The following is an 18,278-nucleotide window of genomic DNA, read 5'->3' on the forward strand; positions in this document are numbered from 1 at the left end:
CCCTGATAATGACCGACGAAACCGCCGCGCACGATTCAGACGACACGGTCTCCTATGACAGCGCGGCAGGCGGTTGGGGTTCGATGCGCGGAATGGTCCAGACCATGGCGCGCGAAATGTCCTCGCCCGGCGCGCTTGCGACCCTTGCCAAGCAGAACAAGACCGGCGGCTTCATGTGCACCAGCTGCGCCTGGGGCAAGCCCAAGCATCCGCATGCCTTCGAATTCTGCGAAAACGGCGCCAAGGCGACCTTGTGGGAGCTGACCAGCCACCGCTGCACTCCGGAATTCTTCGCCAAGCACACCGTCACCGAACTGCGCGGCTGGAGCGATCATGATCTCGAGCATGTCGGTCGGCTGACCCATCCGCTGCGCTATGACGCCGGCAGCGATCACTATGTGCCCTGCAGCTGGGAAGAAGCCTTTGCCGCGATCGGCAGCGAGCTCAAGGCCATCGATCCCAAATCGGCCGTATTTTACGCCTCGGGTCGCGCCAGCCTGGAAACGTCGTATCTCTATGCGCTGTTCGCGCGGCTGTATGGTCACAACAATCTGCCCGACAGTTCGAACATGTGCCACGAGACGACCTCGGTGACGCTCAATGAGCTGATCGGTTCGCCGGTCGGTACCTGCGTGCTCGAAGACTTCGAGGAATGCGACGCGATCTTCTTCTTCGGCCAGAATACAGGCACCAACAGCCCGCGGTTCCTGCACCCGTTGCAAAAAGCGGTCGAGCGCGGCTGCCGGATCGTGACCTTCAACCCGATCCGCGAAAAGGGTCTGCTCAGCTTCACCAATCCGCAGCGTCCCGGCCAGATGCTGACCGGTGGCGATACCGATCTGAGCTGCCAGTATCTGCAGGTCCGCGCCGGCGGCGATATCGCCGCGATCATGGGGCTGTGCAAATATGTCTTCGCGCAGGATGATGCGTCTGGCGGGAAGGTCATCGATTACGACTTCATCGCCGAACATTGCACCGGTTACGACGATTTCCGCGCCAAGGCAGACGCGACATCGTGGGAGCGGATCGAGCAGGAATCGGGCTTGTCCCGCGCCGATATCGAGGAGGCCGGGCGGGTCTACTTGGGGGCAGAACGCGTCATCGGCGTTTACGGCATGGGCCTGACCCAGCATGTCCACGGCTTCGAGAACATCGCGATGCTGGTCAACCTGCTGCTGATGCGCGGCCATATCGGGCGCAAGGGCGCCGGCATCTGTCCGGTCCGCGGGCATTCCAATGTCCAGGGACAGCGCACCGTCGGCATCTCCGAGAAGCCCGAGCTGGTGCCGCTCGACAAGATCGCCGAGCAGTTCGGCTTCGAACCGCCACGCGATACCGGGATGACCACGGTCGAGGTGTGCGAAGGCGTGCTCGATGGCAGCGCCAAGGCGTTCATCGGGCTGGGTGGCAACTTCCTGCGCGCAATCCCCGATCAATCGCGGATCGAACCCGCCTGGGAGAACCTGCAGCTGACGGTGCAGATCGCCACCAAGCTCAACCATAACCATCTGTTCAACGGCAAGGTCGCCTATCTGCTGCCCTGCCTCGGGCGCAGCGAGGAAGACATCCAGGCCACAGGGCCGCAGACGGTGACGGTCGAGGACAGCTTCAGCCATATCCACGGATCGCTGGGACACCGCACGCCGGCCAGCGAGCACCTGAAATCCGAAACCGCGATCGTGGCAGGCATCGCCAAGGCGACGCTGGCGCCCAATCCGAACGTGCATTGGGATGCCTGGACAGGCGACTACGGGTTGATCCGCGACCTGATTGCCGAAACCTATGCGGAAGAATTCCACGACATGAACGCGCGGATGTTCGAGCCGGGCGGTTTCTATCGTGGCAACGGCGCGCGCGAGCGGATCTGGAAAACCGAGAGCGGCAAGGCGGTGTTTACCGCGCCCGAGATGCTGGCCGCAACCGATGTCGCAGATGAGCCGGGCCGCTATCGGCTGGTCACGGTGCGATCGAACGACCAGTTCAACACCACGATCTACGGCTATAGCGACCGCCTGCGCGGTATCGAGGGCAAGCGCGACGTCGTGCTGATGAGCCCTGCCGATATCAAGGCTGCAGGGCTGGTCGCAGGGCAGCGGATCGCGTTGACGGGCGATGCCAATGATGGTCACGTCCGGCGCATCGGCAATCTTGAGGTCGTGCCGTTCGATCTGCCTTCGGGGACGATCGTGGGCTATTATCCCGAACTCAACCCGCTGATCGCACTGTCGCACCACGACCGGGCGTCGAAGACACCCGCGAGCAAGGCCGTTCCCGTCCGCATTGCAACCGGGGACTGATCATCTCCGAGCCAGCCCCTATCGATCCGGTCGGCGACGCCATAGCAGAAGCAGCGCCCGACATTCTGGCGACCAAGGCGGGGCAACCCTGGTTGCGCATGCTGGCGCTGGCGATCCTGGCAGGGGTGTTCATAGCCTTCGGATCGGTGATATCATTGGTCGCGCAGTCGGGCATGGACGATATCGGCGCGGTGCAGCTGATGGCCGGGGCGGCATTTTCGGTCGGGCTGATGCTGGTGATGATCGTGGGCGCGGAGCTGTTCACCGGCAACACGCTGATGATGCTTCCCGTCGTCACCGGTGAGCTTGGCGCTGGCCGCATGATCACCGCATGGGCGGTGGTATGGACCGGCAACCTGATCGGCAGCGTGGCAACGGCGCTGTTGTTTCAGGCCGCAGGCGGGCTTTCCGAGGGAGTAGCGGATGCGGCGGTGGCGCTTGCCGGCTCCAAGCTGGACAAGACTGCCCTTGAAACCTTCTGCTCGGGCATTCTTGCCAATGTGCTGGTGTGCCTCGCGGTGTGGATGGCGATGGCTGCCAAGTCGATCGTCGCCAAGCTGCTGGTCATCGTGGGTCCGGTGATGATCTTCGTCGCCGCCGGACTCGAACACTCGGTCGCCAACATGTCTATCCTGCCGCTTGGCTGGCTGGCCGATCCGATGGCAACGCCCGATCTGGCGGGCGGCCTTGCCAACCTGCTGTTCAGTACGTTGGGCAACATCGCAGGTGGTGCCTCGCTGGGACTCGCCATCGCATACGGCCACGACAAGCTCGGCAGGTCCGGGGACGACGCAAAGGCGTGATGCCCCTGCTCAGCAGGGCGCCAGCACCAGGATCGGAAGGCCTACGAACAGGGTCGACCCGATCGCGGTGATCTGAAGCAACCGGGCCGAGCGGAGCAGGCCGGGGGATACATCCTGCCGCACCGCCCACCGCGATTGAACGACGATCAGGCCCAGGCTCACCAGCCACAACGCTATCTGACCGATCTGCCCCGCGCCGCGCGAAAGGCCAAGCCCGCCCGCGCATTGCGCACCGTGGAACGCATAGGCAAATGTGAACCACGCAGCCCAGATCAGCAGCCCCGAAAGCAGAGCGATCGATGCTCGCAGCATGGCGGACCTTTGGTTCATAGCCGCGCCACCGCCAATGCCAGCGCGCCGACCAGCGCCACCAGCCCGGTATAGCCGTGCCATTGCGCCAGAACCCCTTGCGTCGCGGCACGCTGTACCCCGATCCGGTGACCGCGCGCGGCGGCGAGATGCATGGTCGTCAGGATCAGCGCGTGAACGACCAGATACGCACAGATCGCGCCTTGAACCGCATAGCGCGCATGCTCGATGGGCGAGCCTCCCATCAGTGCGAACACGGCGAGCGATCCACCAGCCACCGCGAAAATCCCGACGCCGGCAAGCACCCTGTGTGCTGACCTATCCTGCGGCCGAAGCCCGGCCCAGGTCAGCAGCGCGCCGCCTGCACCGGTCGCCAGCAGCGCAGCCCATCGTCCGATGCCGGGTGATTCTTGCGGCAGATCCTCCCAGCCCGGTGCAACGACCGCCAGAAACGCGACCGCAAACAGCAGCGAGACGAACAGGCTGGTATTGGCGAGCAGCAGCACCGCCGACCCCCACCAGCCCAGACCGTGGCTGTGGTACGGGGCAGCCGGCAAACCCTCGATCCGCTCGGGTACGGGTCCGTAAGCGGTATCGGCAGGCTGCACCGGCTTGATCCAGCTGGCGCAGGTCGCGGCGATCACCAGCACCATCGCCGCTGCCACCCAGTAATAGCCCGACAGCATGGCCAGGAAGAAGACGCCGATGATCAGCGCGGTGATCGCCGGGCGCAGCGTGTTCGCAGGCAGCACCGCGATGGCTTCGGCCTTGCCGCTGACCGCATCGACGATCAGCGTTTCGCGCACGCCGCGCGGAGCACCGGCGAGCATGCCATCGCCCATCGCGAGCTTGGTCGCCAGCGCATCGAGCCGCGACGGGGTCAACCTGCGCTCGTCGGTATCCATGTCGGCGTAGGGCAGCGAGGCGAGATTGTAGGTCGGCGGAGGCAGCCGCATCGCCCAGTCGAGGCTGGTGGCGCGCCAGGGGTTGCGCTTGGTGCGCCGACCCATGAACAGTTGCAGCCCCATATCGACCGCAAACAGCGCAAAGCCTGCGGTCATGATGAAGCCCCCCACCGACGAGATCAGGTTGAGCAGCTCCCATTCGGGATTGTCGGGATAGACGCTGACCCTGCGCGGCATGCCGAGCAGGCCGGTCAGGTGCATCAACAGGAAGGTGCCATGCACCCCGATGAAGATCAGCCAGAACGCCGCGCCGCCCAATCCGCGCACCGACCGCCTGCCGGTGAAGTGGGGCATCCAGTAAGTGATCGCCGCCAGCATCGGGAAGACGAAACCGCCGATCAGCACGTAATGAAGATGCGCGGTGACGAACGCGGTGTCGTGCGCCTGCCAGTTGAACGGCACCGCAGCCAGCATCACGCCGGTCAGGCCGCCGAGCACGAAGGTGAGGAAAAACCCGGTAATGTGCAGCATCGGCAGCGACCAGCGCGGCCGCCCGCTCCACAAGGTGCCGATCCAGGCGAAGATCTGCACCGATGTCGGCACCGCGACGAGCATCGAGGCGGCGGAAAAGAACGCCAGCGCCAGATGCGGGATGCCGATGGTGAACATGTGGTGGACCCACAGGCCAAAGCTCAGGAACACCATCGCCCAGATCGCAGCGATGATCATCGCATGCCCGATGATCGGCTGGCGCGCGAAGGTGGCGATCATGACCGACAGCGCACCGGCTGCGGGCAGGAAGATGATGTACACCTCGGGATGGCCGAACAGCCAGAACAGGTGCTGCCACAGGATCGGGTCGCCGCCGCGCGCAGGATCGAAGAATGCCCAGTCGAACGCGCGCTGCACCTCGAGCAGGATCGAGCCCAGGATCAACGGCGGAAAGCCGATCAGCATCATCGCGGCGGTGCCCAGCATGTACCACGCGAACAGCGGCAGCCGCGCCAGCGACATTCCCTCGGCGCGCACCTTGAGGATCGAGACGGTAATCTCCACCGCCGCGCAGATTGCCGAAATCTCGACGAAGGTGACGCCCAGCAACCAGACATCGGCGTTGATGCCCGGGGTGTGCACCTTGTCCGACAGCGGCGTGTACATGAACCAGCCGCTGTCAGGCGCAACGCCGGCGAACATCGCCACCAGCAGGATCAGCCCGCCCAGCGCATAGCACCACCAGCCCAAAGCCGAGAGGCGGGGATAGGCCATGTCGCGCGCGCCCATGAACTTGGGCAGCAGGTACAGCGCCAACCCCTCGAGCATCGGGATCGCGAACAGGAACATCATGATCGTGCCGTGCATCGTGAACAGCTGGTTGTAGATGTCCGGCCCGACAAATGCGGCGCGCGGGTTGGCCAGCTGCACGCGGATCAGCATCGCCAGAATCCCGCCAATGGCGAAATAGATGATCGCGGTCGCCATGAAGCGCATGCCGATGGCGCCGTGATTGACCTCGCCGACAAAGCCGCGCCAGCCGGGCCAGGACCGCCACACCGCGTCGAGCTCGGCATGGAGCGCGGCGGGATCGTGCGTGCGGGGGGGAGAGTGTTCGTTGGTCATGGTGTTCCCCCGGTGGCGACGACCACGAAGCGCATCTGGTCATGGCCGACCCCGCAATATTCGGCGCAGACACCCAGATAGGTTCCCGGCTGGTCCGCCTGAATCAAGTGGCGGTTGAGCTTGCCGGGGACGGCGTCCATCTTGCCTGCCAGCCGCGGCACCCAGAAGCTGTGGATGACATCGGTCGATGTCATCTCGACGATCACCGGCTCGCCTGCGGGGATGACCAGCCGGTCGCTCGCCGCGCCGACAACGCCATCCGCGCCGATCGGAGCAAAACGCCACCCCCATTGCGACGCGGTTGCGCGCCAGGTCGGCAGCGTGTCGTCGCGCACGAACTGGCCCTCGCCCACCCAAAGCGTGGCCACCAGCAGCGTGGTCAATACGCTCATCGGAAAGGCGATGCCCAGCCACAAGGTCCAGCGGCGCTCGGTGCGGGTCCTGGCCTCCCCGTCCGGGTCGCTGGCAGGCTCTGTGCGCTTGCCCCGACGCAATCCCATGGCAAACAGCGCGATCACCAGCACCATGGCCAGCGTGGCGACCAAGGTCATCGCGACGAAAAAGACGAAGACCGACTGCGCCTGGGGCCCGCCGGGGTCCAGCGTCGAGAGCGGTCCCTGGCATCCGCCTGCCAGCAGGCCAAGGGAACCGATCACCGGCGCGCGCATTGAAAGGAGCGACAGGCTGGAGGACATATTTGCGCGATGACTGAAAATTCCAAGAAGCTTCGCGCCGACCCCATCCTTTCGCACCGCAGGTTCAGGGAAACCGAATCGCGGATCGCGATTGCCAGCCATCCGGTGCATGCGATGATGGTCGCGTTCCCGATCACGGCGGCCTTCGGCACTTTCGGCTCGGATCTGTTCTACTGGGCGACCGGCGATGTCTTCTGGGCGCGCGCGGCCCTGTGGGCAATCGGTTCGGGCTTCATCTTCGGCGTGCTGGCCGGGGTTGCAGGCGCGGTGGAGCTGTTCGCCGTGCCCGGTATCCGGGTGCGTGCTGCCAGTTGGACGCATTTCATTCTCGCCATGACGTTGCTGTCGGTGCTGGGGGGCAATTGGGGCCTGCGGCTGTCCGATCCGGTGGGCGCAGTCCTCCCTTACGGGGTCCTGCTCTCGGCCCTGTGCGTCCTGATGACGGGCCTGACCGGTTGGCACGGCGGCAAATTGGTGTTCGACTATCAAATCGGCACCAAGCGCGGCAACGAGTTGGACTGAGGCTCGGTCATCCACTGCGGCCAGTCGATCACAAACACGGGCTTGGCGAGCACCAGCACCAGAATTCCCGTCATCACGATGAGCAACGGGACCAGCACCAGAAAAGGATTGGTCAGCCGCGCCATGCCGCGCGTCTCGGCCGTGGTCACGATCATGTGGCCGATATAGGCGTGCAGCACCGCGAGCAATGACACCAGTGCCAGCTTCGCAAACAGCCAGGGCTCGTATATCCCGCGCAGCATGATCAGCACGATGCCCGTCCCCACCGCAGTGACGGCAGCAGGCGTGAGCAGGCGGATGTAGCTGTAGTGGGTCAGGCGACGGAACCGGGTGTAGGCAGCATCGCTGAGCTGCGGACGATATTTGCGAAACAGCAGCGGCAGCATCACCAACCCGCCCGCCCACAAGGCGATGGTTGCGATATGCAGCGCCTTGAAAACCAGAGTCGCCCACTCGATCAAAACTGCGCGCCCTTGCTTGCGGTGAGCGCCAGCCTGCCGATGTGCAGGGCCGCCAGCGCCACCAGCGGTACCATGCCGGCCGTCCACATGACGAGCCCGGCAAGCTGCTGGTCCCACAACGGGGAGACATCGAACAGCACGGTGGTGAAGATGTGCTCGGCAAATAGCGGGCGCGGCGCGAAAGTGAGCAACGCGCCGACAAACCCCATCGCCATCGCCAGCAGGGCAGGGGCCGCGGCCGTCGCAAGCGGTCGGCGCGCGGTGCTGGGTGCAAACCAGGCCGCCCAGAACTGCCACGCCGTCCCCAGCATGGCCAGTTGCAGCAGCCAATAGCCTGCATGCGATTCCCACGCGAAACTGTAGACGGCAGGGACGAACCAAGCGGCCAGTACCAGGGCAGACGCGATCGACCACCCCACAGGTTCGCCGATGCGTATCCTGGGCCAGGCCAGCGCCAGGGCAGGGGCGAGCAGCAGCATCAGGATCATGTGATGGGCAACGCGGACCGAGAGCAGCGTGGCCGATGCTGCGCACAGCGGCGAGAGCCACAGCAGCACCATCAGGCCAACGGCGGTCCAGCGGTGCAGGCGCAGCGTGGCGGGACCACGCAGGGCCATCACCGCCGCTGCTCCGATGAGGGCGAGAAGTGCCGGCTCAAGGTTCCAGTCGGTCAGCCAGCCCGCGCCCGTGGTCAGCCCGCAATAGGGCACCGTCATGGATGCTCCGGGGACCATCGCCTGCTGTTCCTCGCTGAAATGAAATTGGCACGCCAGACAGGGGAACGAGGGACGCGACGAGCCGTTCCCTGCAAGGCGCGAAAATTCGGCGTTTTTCGGGCGTTTGCACAAACCCCACTGTCGTCACCCCCGCGCACGCGGGGGTCCCGCTTGTTCTCGAGAAGGGGCCGCAATAGCGGGATTCCCGCGTTCGCGGGAATGACGGGTGTGGGTTAGCCGCGTATTTCAGAAATTGTCCGGCTGTCTTGGCGGATGATCAATACTCTGGCAGCGCCTGCTTGGCGAAGCACCAGCCGCGAAGCTCCGGAGCGGCGGCGCGCTCCAGCAGCGTCTCGCGATCATCGATCGTCCATTGCCCGGCGCTTTTCACCTTGGCCAGCGCCTCCCAACCGATCGGTACGGCGACCGGCGCATGCGGCCTGGCGCGGACCGAGTAGGGCATTACGGCGGTGCTGCCGCGCTGGTTGCGCAGCCAGTCGATGAAGATCTTGCCCTTGCGCTTGGCCTTGCTCATCGTCGCGATGAACCGGTCCGGCTCTGCCATGCTCAAGGCTTCGGCGAAATGCTTGGAGAACGCCTTGTGGTCCTCCCAGCTGTGGCCCGGGTCGAGCGGTGCGATGACGTGGATGCCCTTGCCCCCGGTCAGCATGGCAAAGCTGACGAGGCCGATATCGGCGAGGTGCCCGCGCAGATCGAGCGCAGCCTTGCGGACATCGGCAAAGTCGATTCCCTCATCGGGGTCGAGATCGAACACCAGCCGGTCGGGTTGTTCCAGTGTCTCGATGCGGCTGCCCCATCCGTGAAACTCGATCGTGCCCATCTGCACGCAGGCAAGCACGCCCGCAGCGTCCTCGACGTACAGATAATCCTCGTGACCGCCGTCCTTCTCGCGGATCGAGACGTGGTGGACATCCGTGCCGAACGCGCCCGAATCGTGTTTCTGGAAGAAGCAGGCCTTGGCGCGCCCCTGGGGGCAGCGGACGAGGCTGATCGGGCGGTGCGCGGCATGGACCAGCATCAGCGGAGCGATCGCGGCGTAATAGTCCGCAAGATCGCCCTTGGTCTTCTTGGCCTCGGGGAAAAGGATGCGCTCGCGGCTGCTGATTTTCACCGCAGGCTCGGCGGCGGGCGCGGCACGGGCAACCTCGGGCGTCACATCGCGCGCAGGCTTGTCGCCCCTCAGTCCCAGAAAGCTTGCATGCCGCACCGATCCGCCCGCAGTGAACTGCGCGAACGCGATCTGCGCGACCAGTTGGGGCTTGAGCCAGTGCGCATGACGGGTGGTGGCGGCATCGGTCTTCAGCGGCGCGGTCTTGCGGGCCAGCTTCTTGAAGCTTTTCGCCAGATCGGCCATCACCTCGGCGGAAAAGCCCGTGCCGACATTGCCCTTGTAGACCAGGTCGTCGCCTTCATACTGCGCCAGCAGCAGCGAGGCGAACGGGCGGGTCTTGGCCTTTGACGGGTTCCAGCCGACGATGACGAACTCCTGCGCCAGCGTGCATTTCACCTTGACCCAGTTGGCCGAGCGCTTGCCCGAATAGGTCGCGCTGGCGCGTTTCGATATGATCCCTTCCTGGCCTGCGCCGCACATCGCCTTGTACAAGGCTTCGCCGGCACCGATGACGTGATCGGCCACCGCGATCGGCGGCACCGCGTGATGCAGCAGCGCTTCGAGCCGCTCCTTGCGCTCGAGGTTGCTCAAGCCGGTCAGCGTTTCGCCGTCCTGTTCGAGCAGGTCGAAGGCGAAGAACTGCAGCGAGGTCTGCTCGTCCTGTGCACCGCTGCCACGCTTGAGCACCGCCTGCAGCGCGGAGAAATCGGGGTTGCCGTCGCTGTCGAACGCCACGATCTCGCCATCGATCAGGCAAGAGGGCAGATCGAGCGCGGCAATGTGGGTGACGAGGGGCGCGAACTTGTCGGTCCAGTCGAGCCCGTTGCGGGTGTAGACCCGCACCTCTTCGCCCGAAGCGGCAATCTCCGCACGGTAGCCATCATATTTGATCTCGTGGATCCACTCGTGCCCCGTGGGGACGGCATCGACCAGGGTCGCCAGCTGCAGCGGCTGGAATTCGGGCAGCTTTGCACGCTTCGCGTGACGTTTGACGGGCTTTTTGGCCGCAGCCGGTTTTGCCGAGGCCGGCTTGGCCTTGGCGGGCATCGCGGCGTCTTCGCCACCGGCGATTTGCGCCATGGTTCGCCCGGTCTTGATGCTGGTGACCTCGCGGCCGACCAAATCGTCGGTGCCCCCGGACCATGCATCGTCGACCTTGCGCAGCAACCAGTTCTCGCGCTTCTCGCCGGGGCGCGGCTTCATCCGGACCAGCAGCCACTCGCCCTGCATCCGCTTGCCATCGAGCGTGAAGTGGAGGTGGCCTTGCTCGATATCGCTCGCACTCTTGCCGGGGATCGGTGCCCAGCTGCCGCGATCCCACAGCATCACGGTGCCGCCGCCATACGACCCCTTGGGGATAACGCCTTCGAATTCGGCGTAGGACAGGGGATGGTCTTCGGTGCGGACGGCGAGCCTCTTGTCGTCGGGATTGGCGCTTGGCCCTTTGGTGACCGCCCAGCTTTTGAGCACGCCGTCGATCTCGAGCCGCAGGTCGAAATGCAGCCGCGTGGCGTCGTGCTTCTGGACGATGAAGCTGTTGCCGGACTTGCCCTTGCCAACCTTGCCCGCAGGCTCGGCGGTCAGCTTGAAATCGCGCTTGGCGTTGTATTGCGCGAGCGGATCAGGCGTGCGTGCCATGTCAGGCGCGTTTGCGCGCGGGCGCCTTTTTCGGCGCAGCCTTTGTGGTTTTGGTGGCAGAGTCGGCCTTGGCAGCGGGCTTCGCCTTTGCCGCAGACGTCTTTTTGGGCGTGGCGGCCTTCTTGCCGTCGACCGATGCCTTGAGCGCGGCCATCAGATCGATCACGTTCGATCCGCGTCCGCCTGCATCGGCGGGTTCATCGACATCCTCAAGCACGCGCTTGCCCTTGGCCTTGGCCTTTTTGGCGATGACGCGCTTGAGCGCATCGACATAATGGTTTTGATAGTCGGCAGCGTCGAACGCGCCCGATTTCTTGGCTATCAGCGTCTCGGCCAGATCAAGCAGATCGGCATCGGGCTTTTCGGTGCCGACCTCGCGGAAATAGTCGGCGGCCTTGTTGACCTCGTCGGCATAGCGCAGCACCTCGAGGATCAGCCCGCATCCGCAGGGGCGCAGCGCCACCAGTTGCTCCTGGCCGCGCAGCGACAGCTGGCCGAGCCCGACCTTTTTCGTCTTCTTCAACGCCTCGCGCAGCACGATATAGGCTTCTTCCGCCAGGTCATCGGCCGGCGCGACATAATAGGGCTTGGTGTAATAGAGCAGGTCGATCGCATCGTTGTCGACGAACTGGACCAGCTCGAGCGTGCGCTTGCTCTCGAGCTTGACCGCCTCGATCTCGTCGTCATCGAGCAGGACATAGTTGCCCTTCGACAGCTCGAAGCCCTTGACGATATCGTCGTGATCGATCGCCCCTATTCCGGGCACGACCTTTTCATATTTGACAGGCTTGCCGCTGGGTTCGTGAATCTGCCGGAAGCTGAGCGATGCGCCGGATCGGGTTGCGGAGAATATCTCGACCGGAATCGAGACCAACGCCAGACGGATCTGCCCCTTCCAGTATGCGCGCGCCACCATGTCTGCCTCAAAATTCTGCCCCAGCCGCTAGTATGCGCCAGACCGCAACCGGTTCCCACCCCTAAGAACCCTTGGCGCGCCGGGCCTCGCGGATGGACGTTTTGACGATAACGCTGGTGGCAAGGAGAATGCCCGTGGTCAGTGCACCGATCGCCAGGATTCCTGCCGGTGTCAGGCTGACGGCGAACAGGAATTTCGGACGCGCGATCTCTAGCAGCAAGGTCTGATGGGATGTTGCGGAAGGCATGCGGTTGCAACGGGCCGGTGGCCGCTCGGTTCCCGTCGCCCCGCCCGCCGCGGCATCGGCCGCGCGCGCAAATCCGGTCTCAGGTTTCGGAGGTTGCGCCGGGCGTCCCCGGGCGCGGCGTCTCGAACGTCGCCCAGTCGGCATCACCTGGGACGGGCGGTGGCGCACCGGCGGGGCTTTCGATCTCGTTGGTTTCGCCCGCGCGCAGCCGGTGCAGGTGAACCTTGGCGATCATGTTCGCCGCGATCGGCGCCGTGATGAACAGGAACAGAGAAATCAGCAGTTCGTGTGCCGACCATTTGCCCTGGTAGAGCTGGAAGAACAGCACCGATCCCACAAGCATGCCGCCCAGCCCCAGTGTCGTCGCCTTGGTCGGACCGTGCAGGCGCTCCATCAGTGTCGGCAGGCGCACCAGCCCCCAGCTGCCCACCAGCGCGAAACCGGCGCCAAGCACGATCATCGCGCTGGTCAGGATCTCGACGATAATGGCAAGATCGATCATTCGATGATGTCCCCGCGCAGCATGAACTTGCAATAGGCGACGGTGCCGATGAATCCGACCATGGCCAGCAGCAACGCCGCCTCGAAATAGGTGTCGCTGGCCTCGGCGATGCCGATCAGCACGATCAGCGCGATGGAGTTTATCACCATCGTGTCGAGCGCCACGATGCGGTCGCCCGCGCTCGGTCCCTTGAGCAGGCGCCACAGGTTGAGAGCCAGCGCGAGCACGAGGCAGGAAAAACCGAAGATGACGGCATAACCGATCATTCGAAAACCCTCCTCAACCGCGCTTCGTAACGCGACTTGATCCGCGCAATCTCTGCTTGCGGATCTGGGGTGTCGAGCGCGTGGACCAGCAGGTACCTGCCGCATGCCGATACGTCGGTGGATACCGTGCCGGGGGTCAGGCTGATCGTGCCTGCCAGCACCGTGATCGCCTCGGGGGTTTCCAGTTCCATCGGGATGACCAGCCAATGGGGTTTCAGGTCGCGGTTGCGTTTGAACAGGATGATCGCGGCGACCTGGAAATTGGCGACGACGATATCCCATAACACCAGGCCAAGATAGGCAATCCCGGCCCGATAGTTGACATCGGGCCTGCTTGGCCAGAACGGCGCGGTGAAGATCGGCAGCAGGATGCCGATAACGATGCCGACGAACAGCCCGCCGAAGGTCACGTTGTTGGCCATCAGCAGCCAGACGATGACCAGCATGACCGACAGGCCGGGATGAGGGATCAGGCGACGCATCCTACTGCACTCCCAGCACGGCGCGGACGCTGGCGGCAGAATCCAGCACCTGCGCAGCAGCGGCGCGGGTATATGCGGTGGCCCAGCCCGCCCCGGCCGACAGCGCTGCCAGCAGGGCGATCGCGACGATCGGTGCGATCATGTCGGTGCGCGATACGCTGGTGGGCTCCGCCCCGTCGCTCGGCCTTCCTTCTTTCCAGAACACCGAACTGCCGGTGCGCGCGAACCCGATCACGCCGATCACCGTCGTCGCCAGGATGGCACCCCATGCCCAGCCCCAGCCACCGGTGCCGGCGATGGATTCGAGGATCAGCAGTTTGCCGATAAACCCTGACAGCGGCGGCAGTCCGGTCGCTGCGATCGCGGCGGCCATGAACAGCAGCCCGACCGTCTGCCGGTCGGTGAACGCAGGGCCGGGGCTCGCCTGGTCGGTGAAGCTTGCCCGCCGGCGCGCGACGACGTCTGCAACCAGGAACAATGCTGCACCGGCCAGGGTCGAATGGACCAGATAATAGAGCGCGGCGGCCAGCGTATCGACCTGCCATCCGGCGACCGCGATCAACAGCGTGCCGGTCGATCCGATCACCGCATAGGCCGCCTGTTCGGACAGGCTGCGCGCCACGAACACGCCCGCGAAACCGACGATCGCCGTCAAGATGGCGGCAGGGAAGAGATACGGGGCCGGTGCCCAGGCGGCGGCCCCTGCACCGTCGCCGAAGACCTGCGGCACGACGCGGATGATCGAATAGACGCCGACCTTGGTCATCAGCGCGAACAGCGCCGCGACCGCCGGGGTGGAAACGGCATATGTCCGCGGCAGCCACAGATGCAGCGGCACCAAGGCGGCCTTCAGCGCGAACACGCTGACCAGCAGCAGCGCGGCGACACGCAGCAACCCCTGGTCGTCAGCACCGATCGCCGCGACGCGCAGGCCCATATCGGCCATGTTGAGCGTGCCGGTGAGCGAATAAAGCAGCCCCAGCGCGATCAGGAACAGCGACGATCCCACGATATTGACGACGACATACTGGACGCCTGCCTTGAGCCGCGCCGGTCCCTGGCCGTGGAGCATAAGGCCATAAGAGGCGATCAGTAGGACTTCGAAGAACACGAAAAGGTTGAACAGGTCGCCGGTCAGGAACGCACCGTTCAACCCCAGCAGCTGGAACTGGAGCAGCGGGTGGAAGTGCCAGCCCTTGCGGTCGGCGCGGGTCACCACGCCATGCAGCAACGCGACCAGAGACAGGCTGGCGGCCAGCGTGAGCATGATTGCCGAAAGCCGGTCGACCACCAGCACGATCCCGAACGGCGCGGGCCAGTTGCCGAGTTCATAGGTGCGCACGGTGCCGTCGGCAGAGGCCGACAGCAGCACCAAAGCGGCGACCAGCATCGCCAGGCACGAGGCGAACGAGATGCCGACCCCCAGCCGGCGCTTGCGCCGCATCGCGAGCAGCGCGATCGGCGCGGCGAGCGCGGGGATCACGACCGGCGCGATCGCAAGATGCGCGGTCATACTCATTGCGTTGCCTCTGCGGCCGGCTCGGGCGGAAACGAATCGTTCAGCCCGGACTCGCAAGCATCGCCATCGACCTGATCGCTGCCCGTCTCCAGGAAGCTGCGCAAGGCCAGCACCACCGCGAACGCGGTCATGCCGAAGGTGATGACGATCGCGGTCAGGACCAGCGCCTGGGGCAGCGGATCGGCATATTCGGTCACCGTTTTGGACCAGATCGGCGGGCGGTTGACCACCAGACGGCCCGAGGCGAACAGGAACAGGTTCACCGCATAGGAAAACAGCGTCAGCCCCAGCACGACCTGAAAGGTCCGTCCCCGCAGGGCAAGGTAGATGCCGCCTGCGACAAGCACGCCGATCGCGCTGGCGACGAGGAATTCGAGGGTCATGATCCGCCCTCCGGCTGATTTCGTTTGTCGGCTTCGGTTTGCGCGGCGTGCGCGCGTGCGGCACGCTGCGAAATATGGCTGAGCTGCGCAAGCGCCAGCATCACCGCGCCGAACACGACCGCGAACACGCCGAGGTCGAACAGCAGTGCGGTCGCGAGCTCGAACTCCCCGATCAGCGGCAAGGTGTAATAATCGAACGCGCTCGACAGGAAGTTCGCGCCGAACACCAGCGACCCCAGGCCGGTTGCCATCGCCAGCAATATCCCGAAAGCGATGAGCGAATGCTCGCCGATCCGGCGGCGTGCGTCGGTCCAGTCGAAGCCCGAGGCGAGGTATTGCAGCAGAAATGCGATCGCGACCACCAGCGCCGAGATGAACCCGCCGCCGGGAAGATTGTGCCCGCGAAGGAAGATGTAGATCCCCGCCGCCAGCACCAGCGGCAGCAGGATGCGCGTCGCCATCGCGAACATCACCGGGTGGCGCTCGGGAGAATGCGGCATGTCTTCCTGCCACGAGCGCAGCCGCGCGCCTGCCGCGCCGCGTGCCGTCGTGTCGAGCAGCGCGAATATCGCCAGGCCGGCGATGCCCAGCACGATGATCTCGCCCAAGGTGTCGAACGCGCGGAAATCGACGAGCGTTACGTTGACGACATTGGTGCCGCCACCGCCCGCATAGCTGTTGGCGAGGTGAAAGCTCGAGATCGGATCATTGGGGTTGCGCGTCAGCATGGCCCACGCGGCTCCCCCCACGCCAAGCCCACCGCCAATCGCCAGCAGCGCATCGCGCACTCGTCGCGGTCCGGTCGACAGGGCAGGGGGCTTCTTGGGCAGCAGGTTGAGTGCAAGCAGCAGCAGCAGGATCGTCACCACCTCGACCGAGATCTGCGTCAGCGCAAGATCGGGCGCGGACAGATGGACGAAGCCCAGCGTGATGACCAGCCCGATGACGCTGATGTATATGAGCACGCGGAACCGGTGGTGCGCCGAATGCAGCACCGCGCCGGTTGCCGCGATCAGCAACACCCAGGCAAGGACGGCGACGGGCGACGCGGGCAGGGTTTCGCGCGGACCGGTGAAGCTGCCTTGGCCGACGATCGTACCTTCGATCACCGCGAGCACGACGATCGCGAAGGTCGCAAACAGCATCCGCTGGAGCGAGGGCGTGTGGACCGCGACGATGGCCTTGCGCACGAACCTGTCTGTGCCCGCCATAGCGCTGTCGAAGAGCGATTTTGCGTCCAAGTGCCGCACGGCTTCATATCGACGCAGCAGCCCCGCATGCCGCCACAGCAGCACCGAGCCGACAGCGACGGCGCCGATGCTCATCATCAGCGCGGTGTTGACGCCGTGCCACAACGAAAGCCCGAGCTCGGGTGCGCCGCTGCCGATCACCGCCCCCGACACCGAAGACACGAGCGGCGCCGCGACCAGCATCGGCAGCAGCCCCAGCAGCACCGCCAGAACGACCAGCAGCGCCGGCGATGCCCACATGCCGATGCCGGGATCGTGCGCGCGGGCATGCGGCTCGGGATCGCGCGGGCGCCCGAAGAACAGGTGGCCTGCCAACCGCAGCGAATAGCCGACCGACAACGTCGCGGCGATCGTCGCCACCACCGGCACCAGCCAGGGCAGGCCGAACAGCGCAACGTGCAGCGTCTCGTCGAGCATCATTTCCTTCGAGATGAACCCGCCCAGCGGAGGCAGCCCCGCCATCGCACCGGCGGCGATCGTGGCGATGACCGCGGTGATCGGCATCATCTTTGCCAGACCGCCCAGCCTGCGAATATCGCGCGTTCCCGTCTCGTGATCGACGATACCCGCCGACATGAACAGCGCCGCCTTGAAGGCTGCGTGGTTGAGGATGTGGAGCACCGCCGCAACTGCGGCCATCTCGATCGAGAAGCCGAGCAGCATGACCAGCAGGCCAAGCTGGCTGATCGTCGAATAGGCAAGGATGCCCTTCAGGTCGTGGCGGAACAGCGCGACCCACGCGCCGAAGAGCATCGTCGTCAGCCCGACCCCGGTGACGATCGTGGTATAAAGGTCGGTCCCCGCCAGCACCGGCCACAGCCGCGCGAGCAGAAACACGCCCGCCTTGACCATCGTCGCCGAGTGCAGATAGGCGCTGACCGGGGTCGGTGCCGCCATCGCGTGCGGCAGCCAGAAATGGAACGGGAATTGCGCCGATTTGGTGAAGCAGCCGATCAGGATCAGGATTAGGATCACCGGATAGAGCGGCGATGCCTGGACGACGTCGCCGCGCTGCAGGATCGTCATCAGGTCGAACGACCCTGCGACGATGCCCAGCAACAGCATGCCTGCGATCAGCACCAGCCCGCCGGCACCCGTCACCGCCAGCGCCATCCGCGCGCCCTGACGCGCCTCTGCGCTGTCGCGCCAGAACCCGATCAGCAGGAAGGATGACAGGCTGGTCAGTTCCCAGAAGATCAGCAGCAGCAGCACATTGCCCGAAATGACGATGCCCAGCATCGCCCCCTGGAACAGCATCAGGCTGGCAAAAAACCGCCCCGTCGCTTCACCTTGCGCCAGATAGAAATGCGCGAAGATGACGACGAGCAGGCCGATCCCCAGGATCATCCCTGCGAACATCAATCCCAACGGGTCGATCATCAGCGAAACATTGAGCCCGAGCGCAGGCACCCATGGCGTGGACACCGCAAGCACTTGCCCGCCGATCACGTCGCCTGCAACGCCAAGGATCAGCGCAAAGCCGGCGGCGCTGGCCGCAGTGGCGATGCCCGAATGGAGCGCACGCCCCCGATTGCTGACGACAGCAATCAGCAGCGATGCGACGAAAGGCATCAGGACAAGCGCGTAGAGTGTCAATGGGACCGCCATTGCCTGAGCG

General features: G+C 64.9%; 17 protein-coding genes. 3 read left to right on the forward strand and 14 right to left on the reverse strand.

Translation table 11 applies throughout. The features are described 5' to 3' along the window. Positions 1-8: 8 nt before the first annotated feature. Together ACK4R0_RS10625 and ACK4R0_RS10630 are read left to right on the forward strand one after the other, a co-directional pair. Positions 9-2,297 (forward strand): FdhF/YdeP family oxidoreductase, encoded by a 2,289-nt coding sequence (locus ACK4R0_RS10625; RefSeq protein ID WP_409673905.1) that lies wholly within the window; start codon positions 9-11, stop codon positions 2,295-2,297. Between the two features lie 41 nt (positions 2,298-2,338). Beyond that, a complete protein-coding gene (locus ACK4R0_RS10630; protein WP_409673977.1) occupies positions 2,339-3,100 on the forward strand; it encodes a formate/nitrite transporter family protein in 762 nt (253 codons plus the stop codon). 9 nt (positions 3,101-3,109) lie between these two features. On the opposite strand, the gene ACK4R0_RS10635 is transcribed toward ACK4R0_RS10630, so the two are convergent. The 3 genes from ACK4R0_RS10635 to ACK4R0_RS10645 are packed head-to-tail and all read right to left on the reverse strand — an operon-like array spanning position 3,110 to position 6,587. Next, on the reverse strand, positions 3,110-3,412 hold the full coding sequence (locus ACK4R0_RS10635) for a hypothetical protein (protein ID WP_409673906.1): 303 nt from the start codon (positions 3,410-3,412) through the stop codon (positions 3,110-3,112). Positions 3,413-3,426: 14 nt separating this feature from the next. Next, complete coding sequence (locus ACK4R0_RS10640; protein WP_409673907.1) at positions 3,427-5,931, reverse strand: cbb3-type cytochrome c oxidase subunit I; 2,505 nt, start codon at positions 5,929-5,931, stop codon at positions 3,427-3,429. After that, positions 5,928-6,587: a cytochrome c oxidase subunit II gene (locus ACK4R0_RS10645; protein ID WP_409673908.1), complete on the reverse strand. Its 660-nt coding sequence runs from the start codon at positions 6,585-6,587 to the stop codon at positions 5,928-5,930. Before ACK4R0_RS10645 ends, ACK4R0_RS10640 begins: the two co-directional genes overlap by 4 nt. Before the next feature lie 48 nt (positions 6,588-6,635). Here ACK4R0_RS10645 and ACK4R0_RS10650 point away from each other — a divergent pair, with 48 nt between their 5' ends. Further along, a complete protein-coding gene (locus tag ACK4R0_RS10650) occupies positions 6,636-7,148 on the forward strand; it encodes a DUF2231 domain-containing protein (RefSeq protein WP_409673909.1) in 513 nt (170 codons plus the stop codon). Here ACK4R0_RS10650 and ACK4R0_RS10655 read toward each other — a convergent pair. The 11 genes from ACK4R0_RS10655 to ACK4R0_RS10705 form a co-directional block, all read right to left on the reverse strand. Then, positions 7,112-7,609 (reverse strand): CopD family protein, encoded by a 498-nt coding sequence (locus tag ACK4R0_RS10655; protein WP_409673910.1) that lies wholly within the window; start codon positions 7,607-7,609, stop codon positions 7,112-7,114. The two genes, ACK4R0_RS10650 and ACK4R0_RS10655, sit on opposite strands and share 37 nt — an antisense overlap. After that, positions 7,606-8,325, reverse strand: a complete 720-nt coding sequence (locus tag ACK4R0_RS10660) for a cytochrome c oxidase assembly protein (protein ID WP_409673911.1) — start codon at positions 8,323-8,325, stop codon at positions 7,606-7,608. Before ACK4R0_RS10660 ends, ACK4R0_RS10655 begins: the two co-directional genes overlap by 4 nt. A 277-nt stretch (positions 8,326-8,602) precedes the next feature. Continuing rightward, on the reverse strand, positions 8,603-11,095 hold the full coding sequence (gene ligD / locus ACK4R0_RS10665; protein ID WP_409673912.1) for a DNA ligase D: 2,493 nt from the start codon (positions 11,093-11,095) through the stop codon (positions 8,603-8,605). 1 nt (position 11,096) lies between these two features. After that, complete coding sequence (locus ACK4R0_RS10670) at positions 11,097-12,011, reverse strand: Ku protein (protein ID WP_409673913.1); 915 nt, start codon at positions 12,009-12,011, stop codon at positions 11,097-11,099. A 61-nt stretch (positions 12,012-12,072) separates the two neighbouring features. Then, positions 12,073-12,231, reverse strand: coding sequence for a hypothetical protein (locus tag ACK4R0_RS10675; RefSeq protein ID WP_409673914.1), 159 nt, complete (start codon positions 12,229-12,231; stop codon positions 12,073-12,075). A gap of 106 nt (positions 12,232-12,337) precedes the next feature. Next, a complete protein-coding gene (locus tag ACK4R0_RS10680) occupies positions 12,338-12,760 on the reverse strand; it encodes a Na+/H+ antiporter subunit G (protein WP_409673915.1) in 423 nt (140 codons plus the stop codon). After that, a complete protein-coding gene (locus tag ACK4R0_RS10685; RefSeq protein ID WP_409673916.1) occupies positions 12,757-13,026 on the reverse strand; it encodes a K+/H+ antiporter subunit F in 270 nt (89 codons plus the stop codon). The genes ACK4R0_RS10680 and ACK4R0_RS10685 overlap by 4 nt, the downstream gene beginning before the upstream one ends. Next, positions 13,023-13,508 (reverse strand): Na+/H+ antiporter subunit E, encoded by a 486-nt coding sequence (locus ACK4R0_RS10690; RefSeq protein ID WP_409673917.1) that lies wholly within the window; start codon positions 13,506-13,508, stop codon positions 13,023-13,025. Before ACK4R0_RS10690 ends, ACK4R0_RS10685 begins: the two co-directional genes overlap by 4 nt. Before the next feature lies 1 nt (position 13,509). Beyond that, positions 13,510-15,021, reverse strand: coding sequence for a monovalent cation/H+ antiporter subunit D (locus ACK4R0_RS10695; RefSeq protein WP_409673918.1), 1,512 nt, complete (start codon positions 15,019-15,021; stop codon positions 13,510-13,512). 2 nt (positions 15,022-15,023) lie between these two features. Continuing rightward, positions 15,024-15,410 carry a Na+/H+ antiporter subunit C gene (locus ACK4R0_RS10700; RefSeq protein WP_409673919.1) on the reverse strand — a complete coding sequence of 129 codons (387 nt, stop codon included), beginning with the start codon at positions 15,408-15,410 and terminating at the stop codon, positions 15,024-15,026. Then, positions 15,407-18,268, reverse strand: a complete 2,862-nt coding sequence (locus ACK4R0_RS10705) for a monovalent cation/H+ antiporter subunit A (protein ID WP_409673920.1) — start codon at positions 18,266-18,268, stop codon at positions 15,407-15,409. Before ACK4R0_RS10705 ends, ACK4R0_RS10700 begins: the two co-directional genes overlap by 4 nt. Positions 18,269-18,278: the final 10 nt, after the last annotated feature.

Source organism: Blastomonas sp. (assembly GCF_046294995.1).
GTDB lineage: Bacteria > Pseudomonadota > Alphaproteobacteria > Sphingomonadales > Sphingomonadaceae > Blastomonas.